Annotated in this window: 14 protein-coding genes and 1 pseudogene; 11 read left to right on the top strand and 4 right to left on the bottom strand. The window is 69.6% G+C overall.

The annotated features are described in order from the left end of the window. The first annotated feature begins 189 nt into the window (after positions 1 to 189). Positions 190 to 3,153, top strand: coding sequence for a SpoIIE family protein phosphatase (locus QA861_RS21530; protein ID WP_334589937.1), 2,964 nt, complete (start codon positions 190 to 192; stop codon positions 3,151 to 3,153). Between the two features lie 88 nt (positions 3,154 to 3,241). Here QA861_RS21530 and QA861_RS21525 read toward each other — a convergent pair whose 3' ends face one another. Continuing rightward, the gene (locus QA861_RS21525) at positions 3,242 to 4,168 is read right to left on the bottom strand and encodes a calcium-binding protein (protein WP_334589936.1); all 927 of its coding nucleotides are present in this window, start codon (positions 4,166 to 4,168) and stop codon (positions 3,242 to 3,244) included. 248 nt (positions 4,169 to 4,416) lie between these two features. On the opposite strand from QA861_RS21525, the gene QA861_RS21520 reads away from it, so the two are divergent. The 3 genes and pseudogenes from QA861_RS21520 (at position 4,417) to QA861_RS21515 (ending at position 6,226) form a co-directional block, all read left to right on the top strand. Then, positions 4,417 to 5,538, top strand: a complete 1,122-nt coding sequence (locus QA861_RS21520; protein ID WP_334590647.1) for a hypothetical protein — start codon at positions 4,417 to 4,419, stop codon at positions 5,536 to 5,538. A 147-nt stretch (positions 5,539 to 5,685) separates the two neighbouring features. Next, positions 5,686 to 5,904, top strand: a pseudogene (locus QA861_RS47075) (hypothetical protein); the annotation flags it as partial. 169 nt (positions 5,905 to 6,073) lie between these two features. Beyond that, positions 6,074 to 6,226, top strand: a complete 153-nt coding sequence (locus QA861_RS21515; RefSeq protein ID WP_334589935.1) for a hypothetical protein — start codon at positions 6,074 to 6,076, stop codon at positions 6,224 to 6,226. 45 nt (positions 6,227 to 6,271) lie between these two features. Here QA861_RS21515 and QA861_RS21510 read toward each other — a convergent pair whose 3' ends face one another. After that, complete coding sequence (locus QA861_RS21510; RefSeq protein ID WP_334589934.1) at positions 6,272 to 6,763, bottom strand: ArsI/CadI family heavy metal resistance metalloenzyme; 492 nt, start codon at positions 6,761 to 6,763, stop codon at positions 6,272 to 6,274. Between the two features lie 182 nt (positions 6,764 to 6,945). On the opposite strand from QA861_RS21510, the gene QA861_RS21505 reads away from it, so the two are divergent. Then, entirely contained in the window at positions 6,946 to 7,326 is a 381-nt protein-coding gene (locus tag QA861_RS21505) for an ArsR/SmtB family transcription factor (protein WP_334589933.1), read from the top strand. Positions 7,327 to 7,363: 37 nt separating this feature from the next. Here the strand turns inward: QA861_RS21505 and arsB are convergent, their stop codons facing one another. Both arsB and QA861_RS21495 read right to left on the bottom strand, forming a co-directional pair. Then, entirely contained in the window at positions 7,364 to 8,476 is a 1,113-nt protein-coding gene (gene arsB / locus QA861_RS21500) for an ACR3 family arsenite efflux transporter (RefSeq protein ID WP_334589932.1), read from the bottom strand. Then, positions 8,473 to 8,781, bottom strand: a complete 309-nt coding sequence (locus QA861_RS21495) for an ArsR/SmtB family transcription factor (protein WP_334589931.1) — start codon at positions 8,779 to 8,781, stop codon at positions 8,473 to 8,475. The genes arsB and QA861_RS21495 overlap by 4 nt, the downstream gene beginning before the upstream one ends. Before the next feature lie 103 nt (positions 8,782 to 8,884). Here QA861_RS21495 and QA861_RS21490 point away from each other — a divergent pair, with 103 nt between their 5' ends. From QA861_RS21490 to QA861_RS21465, 6 genes are all read left to right on the top strand, one after another. Further along, positions 8,885 to 9,304 (top strand): arsenate reductase ArsC, encoded by a 420-nt coding sequence (locus QA861_RS21490; RefSeq protein ID WP_334589930.1) that lies wholly within the window; start codon positions 8,885 to 8,887, stop codon positions 9,302 to 9,304. A 572-nt stretch (positions 9,305 to 9,876) separates the two neighbouring features. Beyond that, positions 9,877 to 10,308 (top strand): NfeD family protein, encoded by a 432-nt coding sequence (locus QA861_RS21485; protein ID WP_334589929.1) that lies wholly within the window; start codon positions 9,877 to 9,879, stop codon positions 10,306 to 10,308. A gap of 4 nt (positions 10,309 to 10,312) precedes the next feature. Further along, positions 10,313 to 11,353, top strand: a complete 1,041-nt coding sequence (locus tag QA861_RS21480) for an SPFH domain-containing protein (RefSeq protein ID WP_334589928.1) — start codon at positions 10,313 to 10,315, stop codon at positions 11,351 to 11,353. Between the two features lie 584 nt (positions 11,354 to 11,937). After that, positions 11,938 to 12,831 carry a hypothetical protein gene (locus tag QA861_RS21475; RefSeq protein WP_334589927.1) on the top strand — a complete coding sequence of 298 codons (894 nt, stop codon included), beginning with the start codon at positions 11,938 to 11,940 and terminating at the stop codon, positions 12,829 to 12,831. 430 nt (positions 12,832 to 13,261) lie between these two features. After that, positions 13,262 to 13,510: a type II toxin-antitoxin system CcdA family antitoxin gene (locus QA861_RS21470; RefSeq protein WP_334589926.1), complete on the top strand. Its 249-nt coding sequence runs from the start codon at positions 13,262 to 13,264 to the stop codon at positions 13,508 to 13,510. After that, positions 13,507 to 13,908 (top strand): PIN domain-containing protein, encoded by a 402-nt coding sequence (locus QA861_RS21465; RefSeq protein ID WP_334589925.1) that lies wholly within the window; start codon positions 13,507 to 13,509, stop codon positions 13,906 to 13,908. Before QA861_RS21470 ends, QA861_RS21465 begins: the two co-directional genes overlap by 4 nt. Positions 13,909 to 14,155: the final 247 nt, after the last annotated feature.

The following is a 14,155-nucleotide window of genomic DNA, read 5'->3' as shown; positions in this document are numbered from 1 at the left end:
AGTTACGTTCAAATCTCAACTGTCCTTCAACGGCACGCTACATGGCCCTTATGACGACGGAATGTCACACAACCTGCCCTGGAATCCCGCTTGTTGGTGCCTCGACGGTCAGTGAAGGTGGCCGGAGGTGAACGTGAGATTCCTGCAAAGTCTCGCTTGAGGTGCCATTCGAACGGTAAAACTTCAAGTATGAACGCACGGCTGGAACTGCTCGCCTCGGTGGACCCCGGTGTCGCTGAGAGCGAGGTCTTCCGGCTGGCCCTTCAGCACGCGGTGGCGGAGCTGGGCGCGCTCGGGGGGACGATCCACCTCCGGGGCCCCATGTCTGCCCTGCGGCTGGTGTCGGCCACCGGTCTGCCCACGGCCCTCACCGGCCCCTGGGAGATCATCGACCAGGAGGGCCCGCTGGCCCCCGCCCGCGCCCTGTACGAGGACCACCACCAAGGCCGCGGGGTGTGGATACCCGGGGCGGCGGACGAGCGCGCCGATCCCACGATCTCCGTCTGCCCGTCGAGCGCGCCCATCCCCGGCAGCGGACTGGCCGCCGTGCCCGTCATCCGCCGGGACCGCAGCATCGGCGCCCTCACCGTCATCACGGGTGATCACGGTGAACCGACCCCCGCCCACTGGCGGTTCCTGCGGGCGGTCGTCGCCTGGACCGAGGAGCGCATGGTCCAAGCGCCCCCGCCGGCCGGTCCCGTGCACTCGGAGATGAGCGGTGACCGGCTGCGCCAGGCGCTGAAGGAGGTCCGGGTCGGGTCCTGGGACTGGCACATCGCCAACGGTGAACTGATCTGGGACGAAGCCGCGATGGAGCTGTACGGCACCCGCCCCGAGGAGTACACCGCCCGCGTCGAGAACTGGATGCGCTGCGTCCACCCCGACGACCTCGGACCCACCCTCGCACTCGTCGACCAGGCGATCCGCGGCCGCACGGTGTTCGAGGCCGAGTACCGCGTACGGGGCCTGGACGGCACGTACGGCTGGCACCAGGCGCGCGGCCGGGCGACGTACGACGAGAACGGCGAGCCGCTGCGCCTGATCGGCATGGGCTGGGACAGCAACGAGTCGCGCACCGCCCGGGACGCGCTCAGCCGCGCCCTGCGGCACATGAGCGACGGGTTCCTCGCGGTCGACGACACCTGGCGGGTCACCTTCGCCAACCTGGAGGCCGAACGCACCCTCGGCCTCTCCGAGGCGGAGCTGTTCGGGCGGGTCCTGTGGGACCTGCCGACCGTGCGGGAGGTGCCCGATCTGGAGCGGCGCTGCCGGAAGGCCGCCGCCGAGGACAGGTCGGTCGGCTTCGACATACGCCTGCCCGGCACCGGTCGCCTCCACCACCTGCGACTGGTCCCGGGCCCCGACGGCCGCACCCTCTACGTCCAGGACGTCACCGAGAAGCGGCGGCACGAGGAGGAACGCCGGGCCGCCGAGCGCGAGGCGTCCGAACGCGCCGCGCGAATAGCCGAGTTGACCGCCGCACTCGCCAAGGCGACGACCTCACGGGACGTCGTCGACGCCGTCGGCCGGCGCGTGATGCCGCCGTTCGCCGCCGCCGGCCTCATCGTCCAGACCATCGAGCACGACCACCTCTACACCGTCGGAGCCATCGGCTACACGGACGACTTCCTCGCCAGGATCAGCAACAGCCAACTGACGTCCGGCTGGCCCAGCTGGGACGTGATCAGCACCGAGACCCCCGCGTTCTTCTCGTCCCCGGAGGAGTTCGCCGCCCACTATCCCGACCTGGCCGACCTGCCCGAGCGCAGCGGCAAACAGGCGTGGGCGTTCCTGCCGCTGACCGCGTCCGGCCGCACCTTCGGGGTCTGCTCGGTCAGCTTCGACAACCCCCGCAGCCTCACCGACGAGGAACGCACCCTCCTCACCACGATCAGCGCCCTCGTCGCCCAGGCCCTGGCCCGGGCCCGTCTCTACGACGCCGAGCACAGCCGCTCCCGCGAGCTCCAACGCGGCCTGCTGCCACGCGAGTTGCCCGACCTGCCCGCGTGCACAGCCGCCGCCCGCTATCTTCCCGCCGCCCAGGGCACGGACGTCGGCGGCGACTGGTACGACATCATCCCGCTCTCCGGCGGCCAGGTCGCCCTCGTCGTCGGCGACGTCATGGGCCACGGCCTGCCCCAGGCGGCCACCATGGGCCGGCTGCGGACCGCCGTCCACACCCTCGCCGACCTCGAACTGCCCCCCGACGAGATCATGAGCCACCTCAACGACATCGTCGGCAACATGGGCGAGGAGTCGTACGTCACCTGTCTGTACGCCCTCTACGACTCCATCACCCAGACCTGCTCCATCACCCGCGCCGGCCATCCCCCGCCGGCGGTCGTCCACCCCGACGGCACGGTGTACTTCCCGGCCCTCACCGCCGACCCGCCCCTCGGTGCGGCCGAACCGCCCTTCGAGACCGTCGAGTTGAAGGTCCCCGAGGGCAGCCTGCTGGTGCTGTACACGGACGGTCTGGTCGAGTCGTCCAAACGGGAGATCGACGAAGGCATGGGCCAACTCGCCCACCTGTTAAGAGGAGCGTACGAGGCCGGGACGGAAGGCGACCTCGAAGGACTCTGCGACACGCTCACCGCGGGACTGCTCCCCGCCGAGCAGCCGAACGCCGACGACGCGGCCCTTCTCGTCGCCCGGCTGCACGCCCTGACCGGCGACCGGGTCGCCTCCTGGCCGCTGCCCGAGGACCCGAGGGCGGCAGGCCAGGCCCGTCGCCATGTCCGCGAACAGCTCTCCGTATGGGGCCTGGACGACCTCACGCCCACCACGGAACTCCTGGCCAGCGAGCTGGTCGGCAACGTCGTACGGCACGCCAAGGGCCCCGTCCAACTCCGGTTGCTGCACGGCGCCGAGCTGATCTGCGAGGTCTTCGACGGCAGCCTGACCATGCCGCGTATCCGCCGGGCGACAGAGACGGACGAGGGGGGCCGTGGGCTGCAGTTGATCACCGCTCTGTCCCAGCGGTGGGGGACGCGTTACACGCCGACCGGCAAGTGCATCTGGACGGAGCAGGCGCTGCTTCCTCCGGAGGGTGGGCGGGGTGAAGAGCCTCCGGAGGGGCTGGAGTTGATGTTTCTGAATGCTGGGGACTTCGATGACATTCCCGAGTTGAGAGGGCTCGGCGATCTGAACTGAGCCCTCTCGCCGGGTATTCGGGTCCCCGCGGGTCGGTGGGGGCTGGTCGCGCAGTTCCCCGCGCCCCTGAAAGGGGCGCTCGCCGGCCCTAGTTCTGGTAGACCTTGTCGGTTCCCGGGCCGCCCGAGAGGGTGTCCTTGCCCGCGCCGCCGTGCAGGACGTCGTTGCCGCTGTTGCCGTAGAGCGTGTCGTTGCCCTTCTCGCCGTAGAGGGTGTCGTTGCCCTGCTCGCCGTACAGGCGGTCGTTGTCGTTGCCGCCGTACAGGCGGTCGTTGCCCTTGCCGCCGTAGAGGAAGTTGGCGCCCGCCTGTCCGTGCAGGACGTCGTTTCCGTCGTCGCCGAACAGCGAGTTCTCGTTGCCGTCCGGGTCGATGCCGCCGGTGAGCGAGTCGTTGCCGGGGCCACCGTGGCACTCGGCCGAGCAGTGGGTGAGGACGTCGTTCCCGGCGCCGCCGTACGCTCCGACGCCCCAGATGCCGCCTCCGCCGACGAGCCGGTCGTTGCCGTCCTGGCCGTAGAGAACCTCGGAACTGGTGCCTGTCAGCACGTCGTTGCCCTTGCCACCGTAGATCGTGGCGTACGCGCTGCTGTTGGCGGCGATCGTCACGGTGTCGTTGCCGTCGCCCAGGTCGACGTCGTAGTTGTCGGAGTCGTCGGAGCCCAGCGGGATCTCGACCGCGCAGCGCGCGACAGTGTGGTCGTCCGCCGACGGGTACACGCACTCGTCCTGTGCCGCCGCCGCCGCGTCGATGGAGATGGGGGCGCGGTCGCGGAAGGTGAGGATGTAGTAGGAGTCGAACTCGTTCTCGCGGGTCTCAATCTTCACGGAGACCGTCAGCCGGTTGGCCTGCCCGGCGTTCGCCTTGTACCAGAGCTCGCCGTCCGTGTGGCGCAGAGAGCCGGCGTTCGGCGTGGCCGCCTGGGCGGTGGAGGCCGTGAGCGCCGCCGAGCCCAGGGCGAGGGTGAGAGCGAGGGCGGTGGTCGTAACGGTGGCGGTCCTTCTCTGTGCACGCATGGTGAAGCAGCCCCTTCGAGGGAGTGGTGTCGTGGGTTCTGACCAACTCTTAGACGACGGGCCCGGGTTGGGGGTTGTACCGGAAACTCGAATCGTGCCCCATCGGGCAGGAATCGCGGCGAATCACTGTTCCGGAGCGAACCCACCCGACCGTTCCACCCTCTGTAGAAGGGAGGAGAGGCAGCAGAGGCAGCAGAGGTAAAAGGGGGAGCGAGCGCGGAAGGGGTCGGGAGAGTCACGTGCCGGTCATGGGCCAGCGGACGCACCTCGTGCTGCTCACCGCCTGGACGATCCTGTGGTTCGTCCTGGTCGAGCCGCACGGCGGGTTCTCCTGGCACTATCTGCGCACCGGCGGGGAGCTGATCTACGAGAGCCCGGAGAGCCCCGACGGCGGCCTCAACCTGTACGCCCATCACCCCGAACTCCAGATGGGACCCGTCAGTTTCCTGGCGGCCGGCCTGCTGAATCCGTTCTCCGAGCCCGTCGGGCAGTTTCTGGCCGCCGCCGTGATGTCCCTGCTCGGCCTGGTGATCCTGGTGGTGGCCGGCCGCAGCGCCGCCCACCACTTCCTGGGCACCGGCACCAACCACCAGCGGCTGCGGCAGCGCGTGCTGATCGCGGGCCTCGCCTTCATCCCGATGTGGATCGAGGTCGCGGTCCGCTTCGGCCACCTCGACGACGTCCTGGCCCTCTTCTTCACCGCGCTGGCCGTACGTTCCCTCACCCGCGGCGACGCGGCGGCGACCGGCGTCCTCCTCGCCCTCGCCGTGGACTCGAAACCGACCGCGATCGTCTTCCTCCCCCTTCTCCTGGCCCTGCCGAGAGACCGGTGGCCGCGCGCGGTCCTCTGGTGCGCCGGTCTGGTCGCGGTCGTCTGGCTGCCGTTCTTCCTCGGCGCCCCGCACTCGTTCGCCGCCGCCGAGTTCGTCATCCCCAACCAGCCCGCGTCCGCGCTGCGCCGCCTCGGCGTCGGCGATCCGGTGACCCCGCCCTGGGTACGGCCCGCGCAGGCCGCGGCGGGTGTGGCGCTGGGCTGCGTCGCGGTGTGGCGGGGACGCTGGCCCGCCGTCGTCCTGCTCGGCGCCAACGCCCGTATCGTCCTCGACCCGAGCGTCTACACGTACTACACGGCCTCGGTCCTCCTGGGCACCCTGCTGTGGGACGTGATCGGGCAGCGGCGGCTGGTGCCCTGGTGGAGCTGGATCGCGCTGATCACCCTGTACGGCAGCGTCTTCGCGGTGCCGGACGACGCGGCCCGGGGCCTGGTCCGCCTGGGCTTCGTCACTGTGTCGACGGCGTACGTCCTGTTCTGGCCGGTACGGGACCGGCGGCGCAGGTCCGCCGCCGTGCACGCGGTCACCCTCGGGTGACGTGCGCGCTCTCCTCGATCGCCTCCGAAGACGCCGTACCGCCTCCTCCACCGCGTTGTCGGCGAGGTTGCCGTACCCCAGGACGAGGCCGTCCTCGGGGCGGTCTTCCGTGGCGCGGAGGCGGTCAGCTCTGCGACCTGTCCCGCCGTGCCTCACCGGGATGCTGTTCGACGTCATCAGGGTCGGCAGCGTCCCGGCGACTTCGACGAGGGCCGGCTGTCCCACATCCGGGGCGGCTTCGGCTCGTCCCTGCGCCTGGTCGCGGATGCCCTCGGCCTGCCGCTCGACTCCGTCGTCGCCGCCGGAGAGGTCGCGACCGCCCGCCGTACGACCACCATCGCCGCCGGTACGGTGCCGGCCGGCACGGTGGCAGCGCAGCGGATGACGGTCTCCGGCCTGCGCGAAGGCGAGACGCTCCTCCGCTTCCAGGGCCAACTGGTACCGCACCGCCGACCTCGACCCCGCCTGGGACGTCCGCCCCACGGGCCGGCACCTGTCCGTCGAGGGCGACGCCCCGCTCGACATCGACATCGACATGCGCCTGGCGGTCCCCCTCGAACGCATGGCGTCGGTGTCCCCGGGCTACACCGCCCACCGCGCCGTCCACGCGGTCCCGGCGGTCTGCGCGGCGGCCCCCGGCATCCGTACGACACTCGACCTGCCGGCGTTCACTGCGACGCGGGCCTGAGGGGGCAACTCCCGGTCCGCCGACCGGCGTTGTACGCCGCTGGCGTCAGCAGCAGCCACTCGCGAGGGACGGTTCCTTCGAGCCGGAGAGGGAGGGTGAGTCGGCGTCGGCGTCGGCCGGTGCCGCGCCGGTGCAGCAGGTGCTGTCCGGCTGCTTGGCCAGGGAGTCGGCGTCGGCCTTGACGACGTAGACCTCCCAGGGTTCCTGGCCGGGGCCGTGGACCCAGACCTTGTCCTGGAGGGCGTAGCAGCAGGTGGTGTCGTTCTCCACGTCGGTGATCAGGCCGGCCTCACCCAAGCGAGCGGTGGCGGCGTGGACGGCCTCGGTGCTCTCGACCTCCACCCCGAGGTGGTCCAAGCGCGTCGCCTCGTCCGAGGTGCCCTCGATGAGGACGAGCTTGAGCGGGGGCTCGGTGATGGCGAAGTTGGCGTAGCCGTCGCGGAGTTTGGCGGGTTCGGTGCCGAAGAGGCTGCTGTAGAAGGCCACGGACGCGGCGAGGTCGGGGACGCGGAGGGCGAGCTGAACGCGGGATGTCATGGCGAACCTCCTGGGATTCGGGGGCGCGGAGCCCCCTTGTTTCGATATCCATCGATCTGCTGTGCTGCCAGCATGGCACTTGTATCGATGAGCGTCAACATAGACGTTTATCTAATCAAGGTAGGTGAGGGTGCGCCCCGCTGCACCCCCCGTCCTGCTTCGACGTGTGTCAACATAGATGCATGTCGAATATGAAGGTGCTGCCGCTGCTCGATCCGGCCCCCGGCCAGGCTGCGGCGCCCTGCTGCCCGCCGCTGACCGAGCGCCCGTTCACCGCGCTGGAGGCCGAGACGGCCGCGCGGATGTTCAAGGCGCTCGGTGATCCGGTGCGCCTGCGGCTGTTCTCGGCGGTGGCCTCCCACGAGGGCGGCGAGGCGTGCGTCTGCGACATCTCCGACGTCGGCGTCTCCCAGCCGACCGTCTCCCACCACCTGAAGAAGCTCAAGGAGGCCGGTCTGCTCAGCTCCGAGCGACGCGGCACGTGGGTGTACTACCGGGTCGAGCCGTCGGTACTGGCCGCGATGGGCAGGCTGCTGCTGACGACCACCCCGGCCGTGGTCTAGGCGCGACCGCGCCCCTCGCCCCGGGATCCGCCGTGCGTCAGCTCTGCTGCGATGCTGCCGTCAGCTGCTGCGCGGGTGCGAACTTCCGTCGCCAAGCCAGGGAGACGTACACCAGCCCGACCAGGACCGGGACTTCGATGAGCGGGCCGACGACACCCGACAGTGCCTGGCCGGAGGTGACGCCGAAGGTGGCGATGGCGACCGCGATGGCCAGCTCGAAGTTGTTGCCGGCCGCCGTGAAGGCGAGGGTGGCCGTGCGGTCGTAGGCCAGGCCGATGACCTTGCCGAGGGCGAACGTGCCGAACCACATGATCGCGAAGTACACCAGCAGCGGCAGCGCGATGCGGGCGACGTCCAGGGGCTGTGAGGTGATCGTCTTCCCCTGCAGGGCGAAGAGGATGACGATCGTGAAGAGCAGGCCGTACAGCGCCCAGGGGCCGATCTTCGGCAGGAAGTCGGCCTCGTACTTCGCGCGGCCCAGCCTCTGTTCGCCGATACGGCGGGTGAGGAAGCCCGCCAGCAGCGGGATGCCGAGGAAGATGACCACGTTCAGGGCGATCTTCCACATCGAGATGTCGAGGTGTTCGCCGTCGCCGAGGCCCAGCCAGCCGGGCAGCAGGTCGAGGTAGAACCAGCCGAGCAGGCCGAACGCCAGGACCTGGAAGACCGAGTTGAGCGCCACGAGTACGGCTGCCGCCTCGCGGTCGCCGCAGGCGAGGTCGTTCCAGATGATGACCATCGCGATGCAGCGGGCCAGCCCGACGATGATCAGGCCGGTGCGGTACTCGGGCAGGTCCGGCAGGAAGAGCCAGGCCAGCGCGAACATCACGGCCGGGCCGACGAGCCAGTTGATGACCAGCGACGAGACCATGAGCTTGCGGTCACCGGTGACGGCGTCGAGCTTGTCGTAGCGGACCTTGGCCAGGACCGGGTACATCATGATCAGCAGGCCGAGGGCGATCGGCAGGGAGATACCGCCGATCTCGACCTTCGCGAGGGCGTCGTTCAGCCCGGGAACGGCGCGGCCCAGCCCGAGGCCGAGGGCCATGGCGGCGAGGATCCACACGGCGAGGAAACGGTCGAGCGTCGACAGCTTCGCGACGACCGAGGGCTCCTCCCCGGCGCTGGTGGACGCTTCGGTACGGGTCACGGACAGGCCCTCTTGTTCCCGGCGGCGGTGCGTGCGGACTCGGCCAAGTCGGCGAACCGGACCGCGAGTTGGGCGATGACGTCCGGGCGCAGCCGGTAGTAGGTGTACCGGCCGCACGGCTCCGTCTCGACGACGCCGGCCTCGCGCAGCACTCTCAGATGGTTGGAGAGGTTGGTCTGACGAGCGCCGGTCTCCTCCATCAGGTGGGTGGTGCACAGCGTCTCTTCGGCGAGCAGGGTCACGATTCGGAGCCTGAGCGGGTCGGCCAGCACCCGGATCAGGTCAGTGTCGACCGACGTCATCATGGGCTGATACTTTCACATCACTATGCGCTGATACCAGTTGAGGCTGATACCAGGCACAACTGATACCTCCCAGCTGATGTCAGCCCTGACGAAGGAAGAACCGATGTCCTCCCCGCCGCTCGCCTCCGTGCTCTTCGTCTGCGTCCACAACGCCGGCCGTTCCCAGATGGCCGCCGGCTTCCTCGGTCACCTCGCGGGCGACCGGATCGAGGTCCGCTCCGCCGGCTCCCTCCCGGGCGACCGGGTCAACCCCTCCGCCGTCGAGGCCATGCGGGAGGTCGGCGTCGACATCGCCGACGCCCGGCCGAAGATCCTCACCGCCGAGGCCGTCCAGGCGTCCGACTACGTCATCACCATGGGCTGTGGCGACGCATGCCCGGTGTTCCCCGGCCGGAAGTACCTGGACTGGGCCCTGGAGGACCCGGCGGGCAAGGGCGTCGAGGCCGTCCGGCCCATCCGCGACGAGATCAGGAACCGTATCGAGGCTCTGATCGCCGAGATCGACGCCCAGCGAGAGGCCTGACCCGGCGTCACCCCCGCTTGTCGACCACCGTCAGTCCTCGCGGTGCCACCGCGCTCGCTGTGCCGTCGGGCCGCGATCGTGGCTTCCAGCGGGCCGCCGGCCACCCGCAGCCCGGTCACCGTCAGCGGGGCGTAGTCGCCGGCCAACGTGGGCGCGAGCGTGACCGTGCCGCCGGGCACATCCGCGTCGAGCCCCAGGGCCGCCTGGAGCACGCAGACCGACGCCGCCGCGTACTGATCGTCTTCGCGGTTCTTCCAACGCTGGTTCGTCCGAGGCGTCGTCAGCTCCGCGGTCAAGGGCTGAGGCCGACTCCGCCAGACTCCCGCAACGGCGACGGACAACCGTCGAAGGCCCGCCGCGACCAGCGGGGCCCTTCGACATCGTGCCCGGTGAGTCACTGGCGGAGGACACGGGATGCGCACTCGTACAGCCCGCTCGACTGTCCGGGGGCCGGAGCCCGCACCGGCCCGCACGAAGGGTTTCTCTTCTCAGGGGTATCGCGCCTGCCCGTACAGGGGTCCAATGGTGGGAGACAGGCCCTTCGCGCCCGCACCGGTCAGAAGAGGCACGCTATGGATCCATGGCTGATCTGGTTGATCGTCGCAGCCGTGCTGGCTGTGGCGGAGATCTTCACGCTTACCGCCGCGCTCGGATTGCTGAGTGCGGCCGCGTTGGTCACGGCGGGGTCCGCCGCGGTGGGGATGCCGCTGCCCTTGCAGTTCCTGGTGTTCACCATCGTTTCCACAGTCACCGTGTTGTTCGTGCGCCCCGTTGCGCTGCGCCACGTACTCCGGCCCCAGGTGGAGCGATTCGGCGTGGACGCGTTGATCGGCAAGGCTGCCTACGTCGTCTCGGAGGTGACGGGGGCGGGCGGCAGGGTCCGTATCGACGGTGAGGAGTGGACAGCCCGCGCCTACGACGAGACGCTGGTGATTCCTCCTGGAAAGACCGTCGACGTCATGGAGATCAGCGGCGCCACCGCGATCGTCTACCCCCGGGACTGAAATCATGGAAACCTCGGCGTTCCTCATCGCCGGCCTGATCGTCGCGCTGATCGCGGTTTTCACCGTGGTGCGGGCGGTCCGTATCGTGCCCCAGGCACGCGCTCGCAATGTCGAGCGGCTCGGGCGTTACCACCGGACTCTGGATCCCGGCCTCAGCCTCGTCATCCCTTTCGTCGACCGCGTTCATCCGGTGATCGATCTGCGGGAACAGGTCGTTTCCTTCAAACCGCAGCCGGTCATCACCGAGGACAATCTGGTCGTCGAGATCGACACCGTGCTCTATTTCCAGGTGACCGACCCACGAGCGGCTTTCTACGAGATCGCGAATTTCCTTCAGGCGGTCGAGCAGCTCACCGTCACCACCTTGCGCAACGTCGTGGGGTCCATGGACCTGGAAAAGACCCTCACCTCGCGGGACACCATCAACAGTCAGCTGCGCGGGGTGCTGGACGAGGCCACCGGAAAGTGGGGGCTGAGGGTCAACCGGGTGGAGATCAAAGCCATCGACCCGCCCCAGTCCATCAAGGACGCGATGCAGAAGCAGATGCGAGCCGAGCGGGACAAGCGGGCCGCGATTCTCGGGGCCGAGGGACAGCGCCAGTCGCAGATCCTCACCGCCGAAGGCGACAAACAGGCCGCCGTCCTGCGCGCGGAGGGCAACCGTACCGCTGCGATCCTCCAGGCCGAGGGCCAGTCCCGGGCCATCGACGAGGTGTTCCAGGCCGTACATCGCAACGACCCCGACCCCAAGCTGCTCGCCTACCAGTACCTCCAGACGCTGCCCCAACTCGCGCAGGGCTCGGGCAACAACTTCTGGGTGATCCCCAGTGAGATCACCTCCGCGCTCCAGGGCATGTCCCGCGCCTTCACCGAGGTGCTGCCCCAGTCGCCGGCCACCCGCGAGAAACCCTCGGACGACATGGTTGCCCAGGCCGCCAACGACAAGGCCCAGGCCGCCGAAGCCGCTGCCGAGGCCCTCGCCGAAGCAGCCGAGGCCGAGCGCGTCACCCCCGACACCCTCCCGCCTCACCGGCGGAGTGAGTAACAGCTGGAACTCGTGCCCCCTGGCCGGTCCGCGCACCGTCACGCTCAGGTCTCCGTTCTCCGTTCTCCGTCGGGAGGAACTACCCGAAGCGAGCCATCTGACCTGATGCAAACAGTGATCGCCGAGGCCGCCGCCCGCGTCCAGGCCGACTTGGGCCTGGTCAGCGTGGACTCCGCGACCGCCCGTGCCCACCATCACGCCGCCGGGATGGCCCTGGAGCCAGAGCGGTTGGCGGCCTTGGAAATGGCTGGCGAGGCCGAAAAGGGGGCGACGACAAGGAGCAAAGAACGCAGGACGGACAGGCGAGGGGCGCGTCGAGCGGCGACGGGCCCGGCCCCGGAAGCGTGCGCTTCTCGGCCTCCGTGATGGGTAGGATCACGCCGCATGCCGAGCGGATGGTTCGAGTCGCGCCGCGCACGGCACAGACGAAAACATCGGGGGCGCACGGGATGAGTACGCACGGCAATGGTCAGTGGGGTCCGCCGGGCGGCCCCGGATACGGCCCCGGTGGACAGCCGGGCCCAGGTCCCGGCCCTCAGCCTTATCCCGGAGGTGGACCCCACCCGTACCCCGGCGGTCCCGGCGTGGGGCCCTACCCGCCGCAGCCCGCCCCCCTGCCGCCGCAGGGGGTTCCGGGACATCCGCGGGGCTGGGGCCCGTACCCGCCACAACCGCACGGCGGTGGCCCGCAGCCGCCGTTCCCTCGACCGCCCCGGCCGCCGCTGACGCGCGGGCAGCGGATCCTCAAGTGCGTCTACAACCCGATCTATGCCGCCCAGCGGGCCTTCCGCCCCTCGCGCCCGGACGCCGTCGAGGACCTGACGGTGCGCAAGATCCAGATGTGGCGGACCGGGCTCGGCGCCGCCGCCTGGCTCGTGCTGGTCATGTCGTACAAGCCGGTCGACACCGCCAAGGGTGCCAACGCCGTCGCGAGCGACAAGGCCGACCAGAGCTGGACCAGCACACTCTTCCTCGTGTGCGCTTTCCCGTTCGTGATCGCCCTGTTCGCGTTCGCCGCGCAGGGCGCGCTGCGCCGGCTCTACCTGCGGCGGTCCCTGAAGCCCTTCGGGGCGGTGGCGGCTCTGATGGGGTCCATGGCAACGTTTCCCCTCGCCGTCGCGCCCGACCCGGCGACCACTGGCTTCCGTGACGCCATCGGGATTCCCGGCATGGTCGTCCTCATCGCCCTCTGCACATGGTCGCTGGGATTCGCCCTGTACGGGATCGCGCTCTGCCTCAACCACGTGTTCCGCACCGCCGACATCCACGAGGTGCTGCCGCCGGTTCTCGTCACCGTGGTGGCGTGGGTGATGGCCGCCCTCGACATGATCAACAACGCGAACGCCGAGGTTCCGGTCCTTGCCCGGATCGTGTTTCTGCTCGGCGCTCCGGTGTCCGTGACGGCGTTGTCGTGCTGGGAGCTGTACCGGCTGCGGAAGTATCACAACCTGTCCGTGCGACAGGCCCTCGGCCGCTAGGACCTGTCCGGCCGGTCATGTCGCAGACGCGGGGTGTGGCACGCACTCCCCCGGAGGGGGGACCCCCAGCCGCGTTGTCGTCGGTTGCCGACTCCCCCACGCTCGACTTCGCTCGCGCGGGGGGACCCCCATCGCGTCGACGCCCTCCTCCGCCTTGCAGCTGCACGCTCCCCCACGCTCGAACAACCTCGCGCGGGGGGACCCCCATCACCCCGCTCACCGGGATCAGACAGGAGCCGCTGTCTTCCTGCGACTTGATCGGCCGGACAGGTCCTAGCCGGCCAGGGTCCACTTGAACCGAAGCGTCGCGTATTCGCCCAGCACCAACCCGGGCGCGAGTCGACAGCCGCCCCGGCCGCGCCGACGCAGACGGGACCGCGTGCGGGAAACAGCAGGACCGCAATGCGCATATCGCAGTATGCTTGCCGTCATGGCTGACACCACTCGCATCACGGTGACGCTCCCCACCGAGCAGGTGGCGGAGCTGAGGAAGGTCACCGACAACATCTCCGGCTATGTGGCCGAAGCGGTCGCCAGGCAGATCCGGCACCAGCTCGTCGGGGCCGACCTGCGCGGCCACACGGACGAGCATGGCGCGTTCAGCGAAGAGGAGCTGGCTGAGGCGCGGGCGCGGATCTTCGGTACGACGCAGGCCGGCGGTGGCGCGAGCGCCGCGTGAGCGGGCGCATCGAGACCGTCGTCCTGGACAGCGAGGGGCTGTCGGCCTGGGTGGCGCAGGACCGGAAGGTTCTGGCGATGTTCCAGGTGTTCCACGACATGGGCGCCGACCTCGTCGTCAGTGCCAACACCATTGTGGAGGTGAGCCACTCCAGGCTGAATCTGCCCTGGCTGCAATGGGCGCTGTCCCGGGTCAAGGTGGAGCCGGTCACGGAGGCGGCGGCCAAGGCGGCGGCCCAACTGCTCAGGGACACCGGTCTGCACGGGCACAAGTACGCGATCGACGCGACGGTCGCGGAACTGGCCCTGCGTCAGCCCGGCCCAGCCGCCATCCTCACGTCGGATGGCGATGACATGACCCGGCTGTGCGGCAGCAAGGTCCGGATGATCGGACTCTGACCGCTGCCGTGACTCCGTCACGCCGTCTGCGTCCGTAGCCCCACGCCGCTGTGGACAAAGCCAGGACAACGACGGCTGAGGACAACGAAGAAGGGCCCCACCGCAAGCGGTGGGGCCCTTCGACATCGTGCCCGGTGAGGCGCTTGCGGAGGATACGAGAGCCGAACTCGTGAGGGGTTGCCCCCCAACACGCTTTCCAACTGTTCGCCAGAAGGTTCGGAGGCGTTCGTCGGTGTCCTGACCAGCA

Origin of the sequence: Streptomyces sp. B21-083 (genome assembly GCF_036898825.1) — a bacterium.
Lineage (GTDB): Bacteria > Actinomycetota > Actinomycetes > Streptomycetales > Streptomycetaceae > Streptomyces.
Note: the sequence above shows the minus strand (reverse complement) of the source record. Positions and strands in the feature narration are given on the sequence as shown.

Excerpts from the sequence above, each read along its gene's own strand:
- QA861_RS21530 (WP_334589937.1), top strand. The coding sequence starts at position 190 with ATGAACGCACGGCTGGAACTGCTCGCCTCGGTGGACCCCGGTGTCGCT.
- QA861_RS21525 (WP_334589936.1), bottom strand. The coding sequence starts at position 4,168 with ATGCGTGCACAGAGAAGGACCGCCACCGTTACGACCACCGCCCTCGCT.
- QA861_RS21520 (WP_334590647.1), top strand. The coding sequence starts at position 4,417 with ATGGGCCAGCGGACGCACCTCGTGCTGCTCACCGCCTGGACGATCCTG.
- QA861_RS21515 (WP_334589935.1), top strand. The coding sequence starts at position 6,074 with ATGCGCCTGGCGGTCCCCCTCGAACGCATGGCGTCGGTGTCCCCGGGC.
- QA861_RS21510 (WP_334589934.1), bottom strand. The coding sequence starts at position 6,763 with ATGACATCCCGCGTTCAGCTCGCCCTCCGCGTCCCCGACCTCGCCGCG.
- QA861_RS21505 (WP_334589933.1), top strand. The coding sequence starts at position 6,946 with ATGTCGAATATGAAGGTGCTGCCGCTGCTCGATCCGGCCCCCGGCCAG.
- QA861_RS21495 (WP_334589931.1), bottom strand. The coding sequence starts at position 8,781 with ATGATGACGTCGGTCGACACTGACCTGATCCGGGTGCTGGCCGACCCG.
- QA861_RS21490 (WP_334589930.1), top strand. The coding sequence starts at position 8,885 with ATGTCCTCCCCGCCGCTCGCCTCCGTGCTCTTCGTCTGCGTCCACAAC.
- QA861_RS21485 (WP_334589929.1), top strand. The coding sequence starts at position 9,877 with ATGGATCCATGGCTGATCTGGTTGATCGTCGCAGCCGTGCTGGCTGTG.
- QA861_RS21480 (WP_334589928.1), top strand. The coding sequence starts at position 10,313 with ATGGAAACCTCGGCGTTCCTCATCGCCGGCCTGATCGTCGCGCTGATC.
- QA861_RS21470 (WP_334589926.1), top strand. The coding sequence starts at position 13,262 with ATGGCTGACACCACTCGCATCACGGTGACGCTCCCCACCGAGCAGGTG.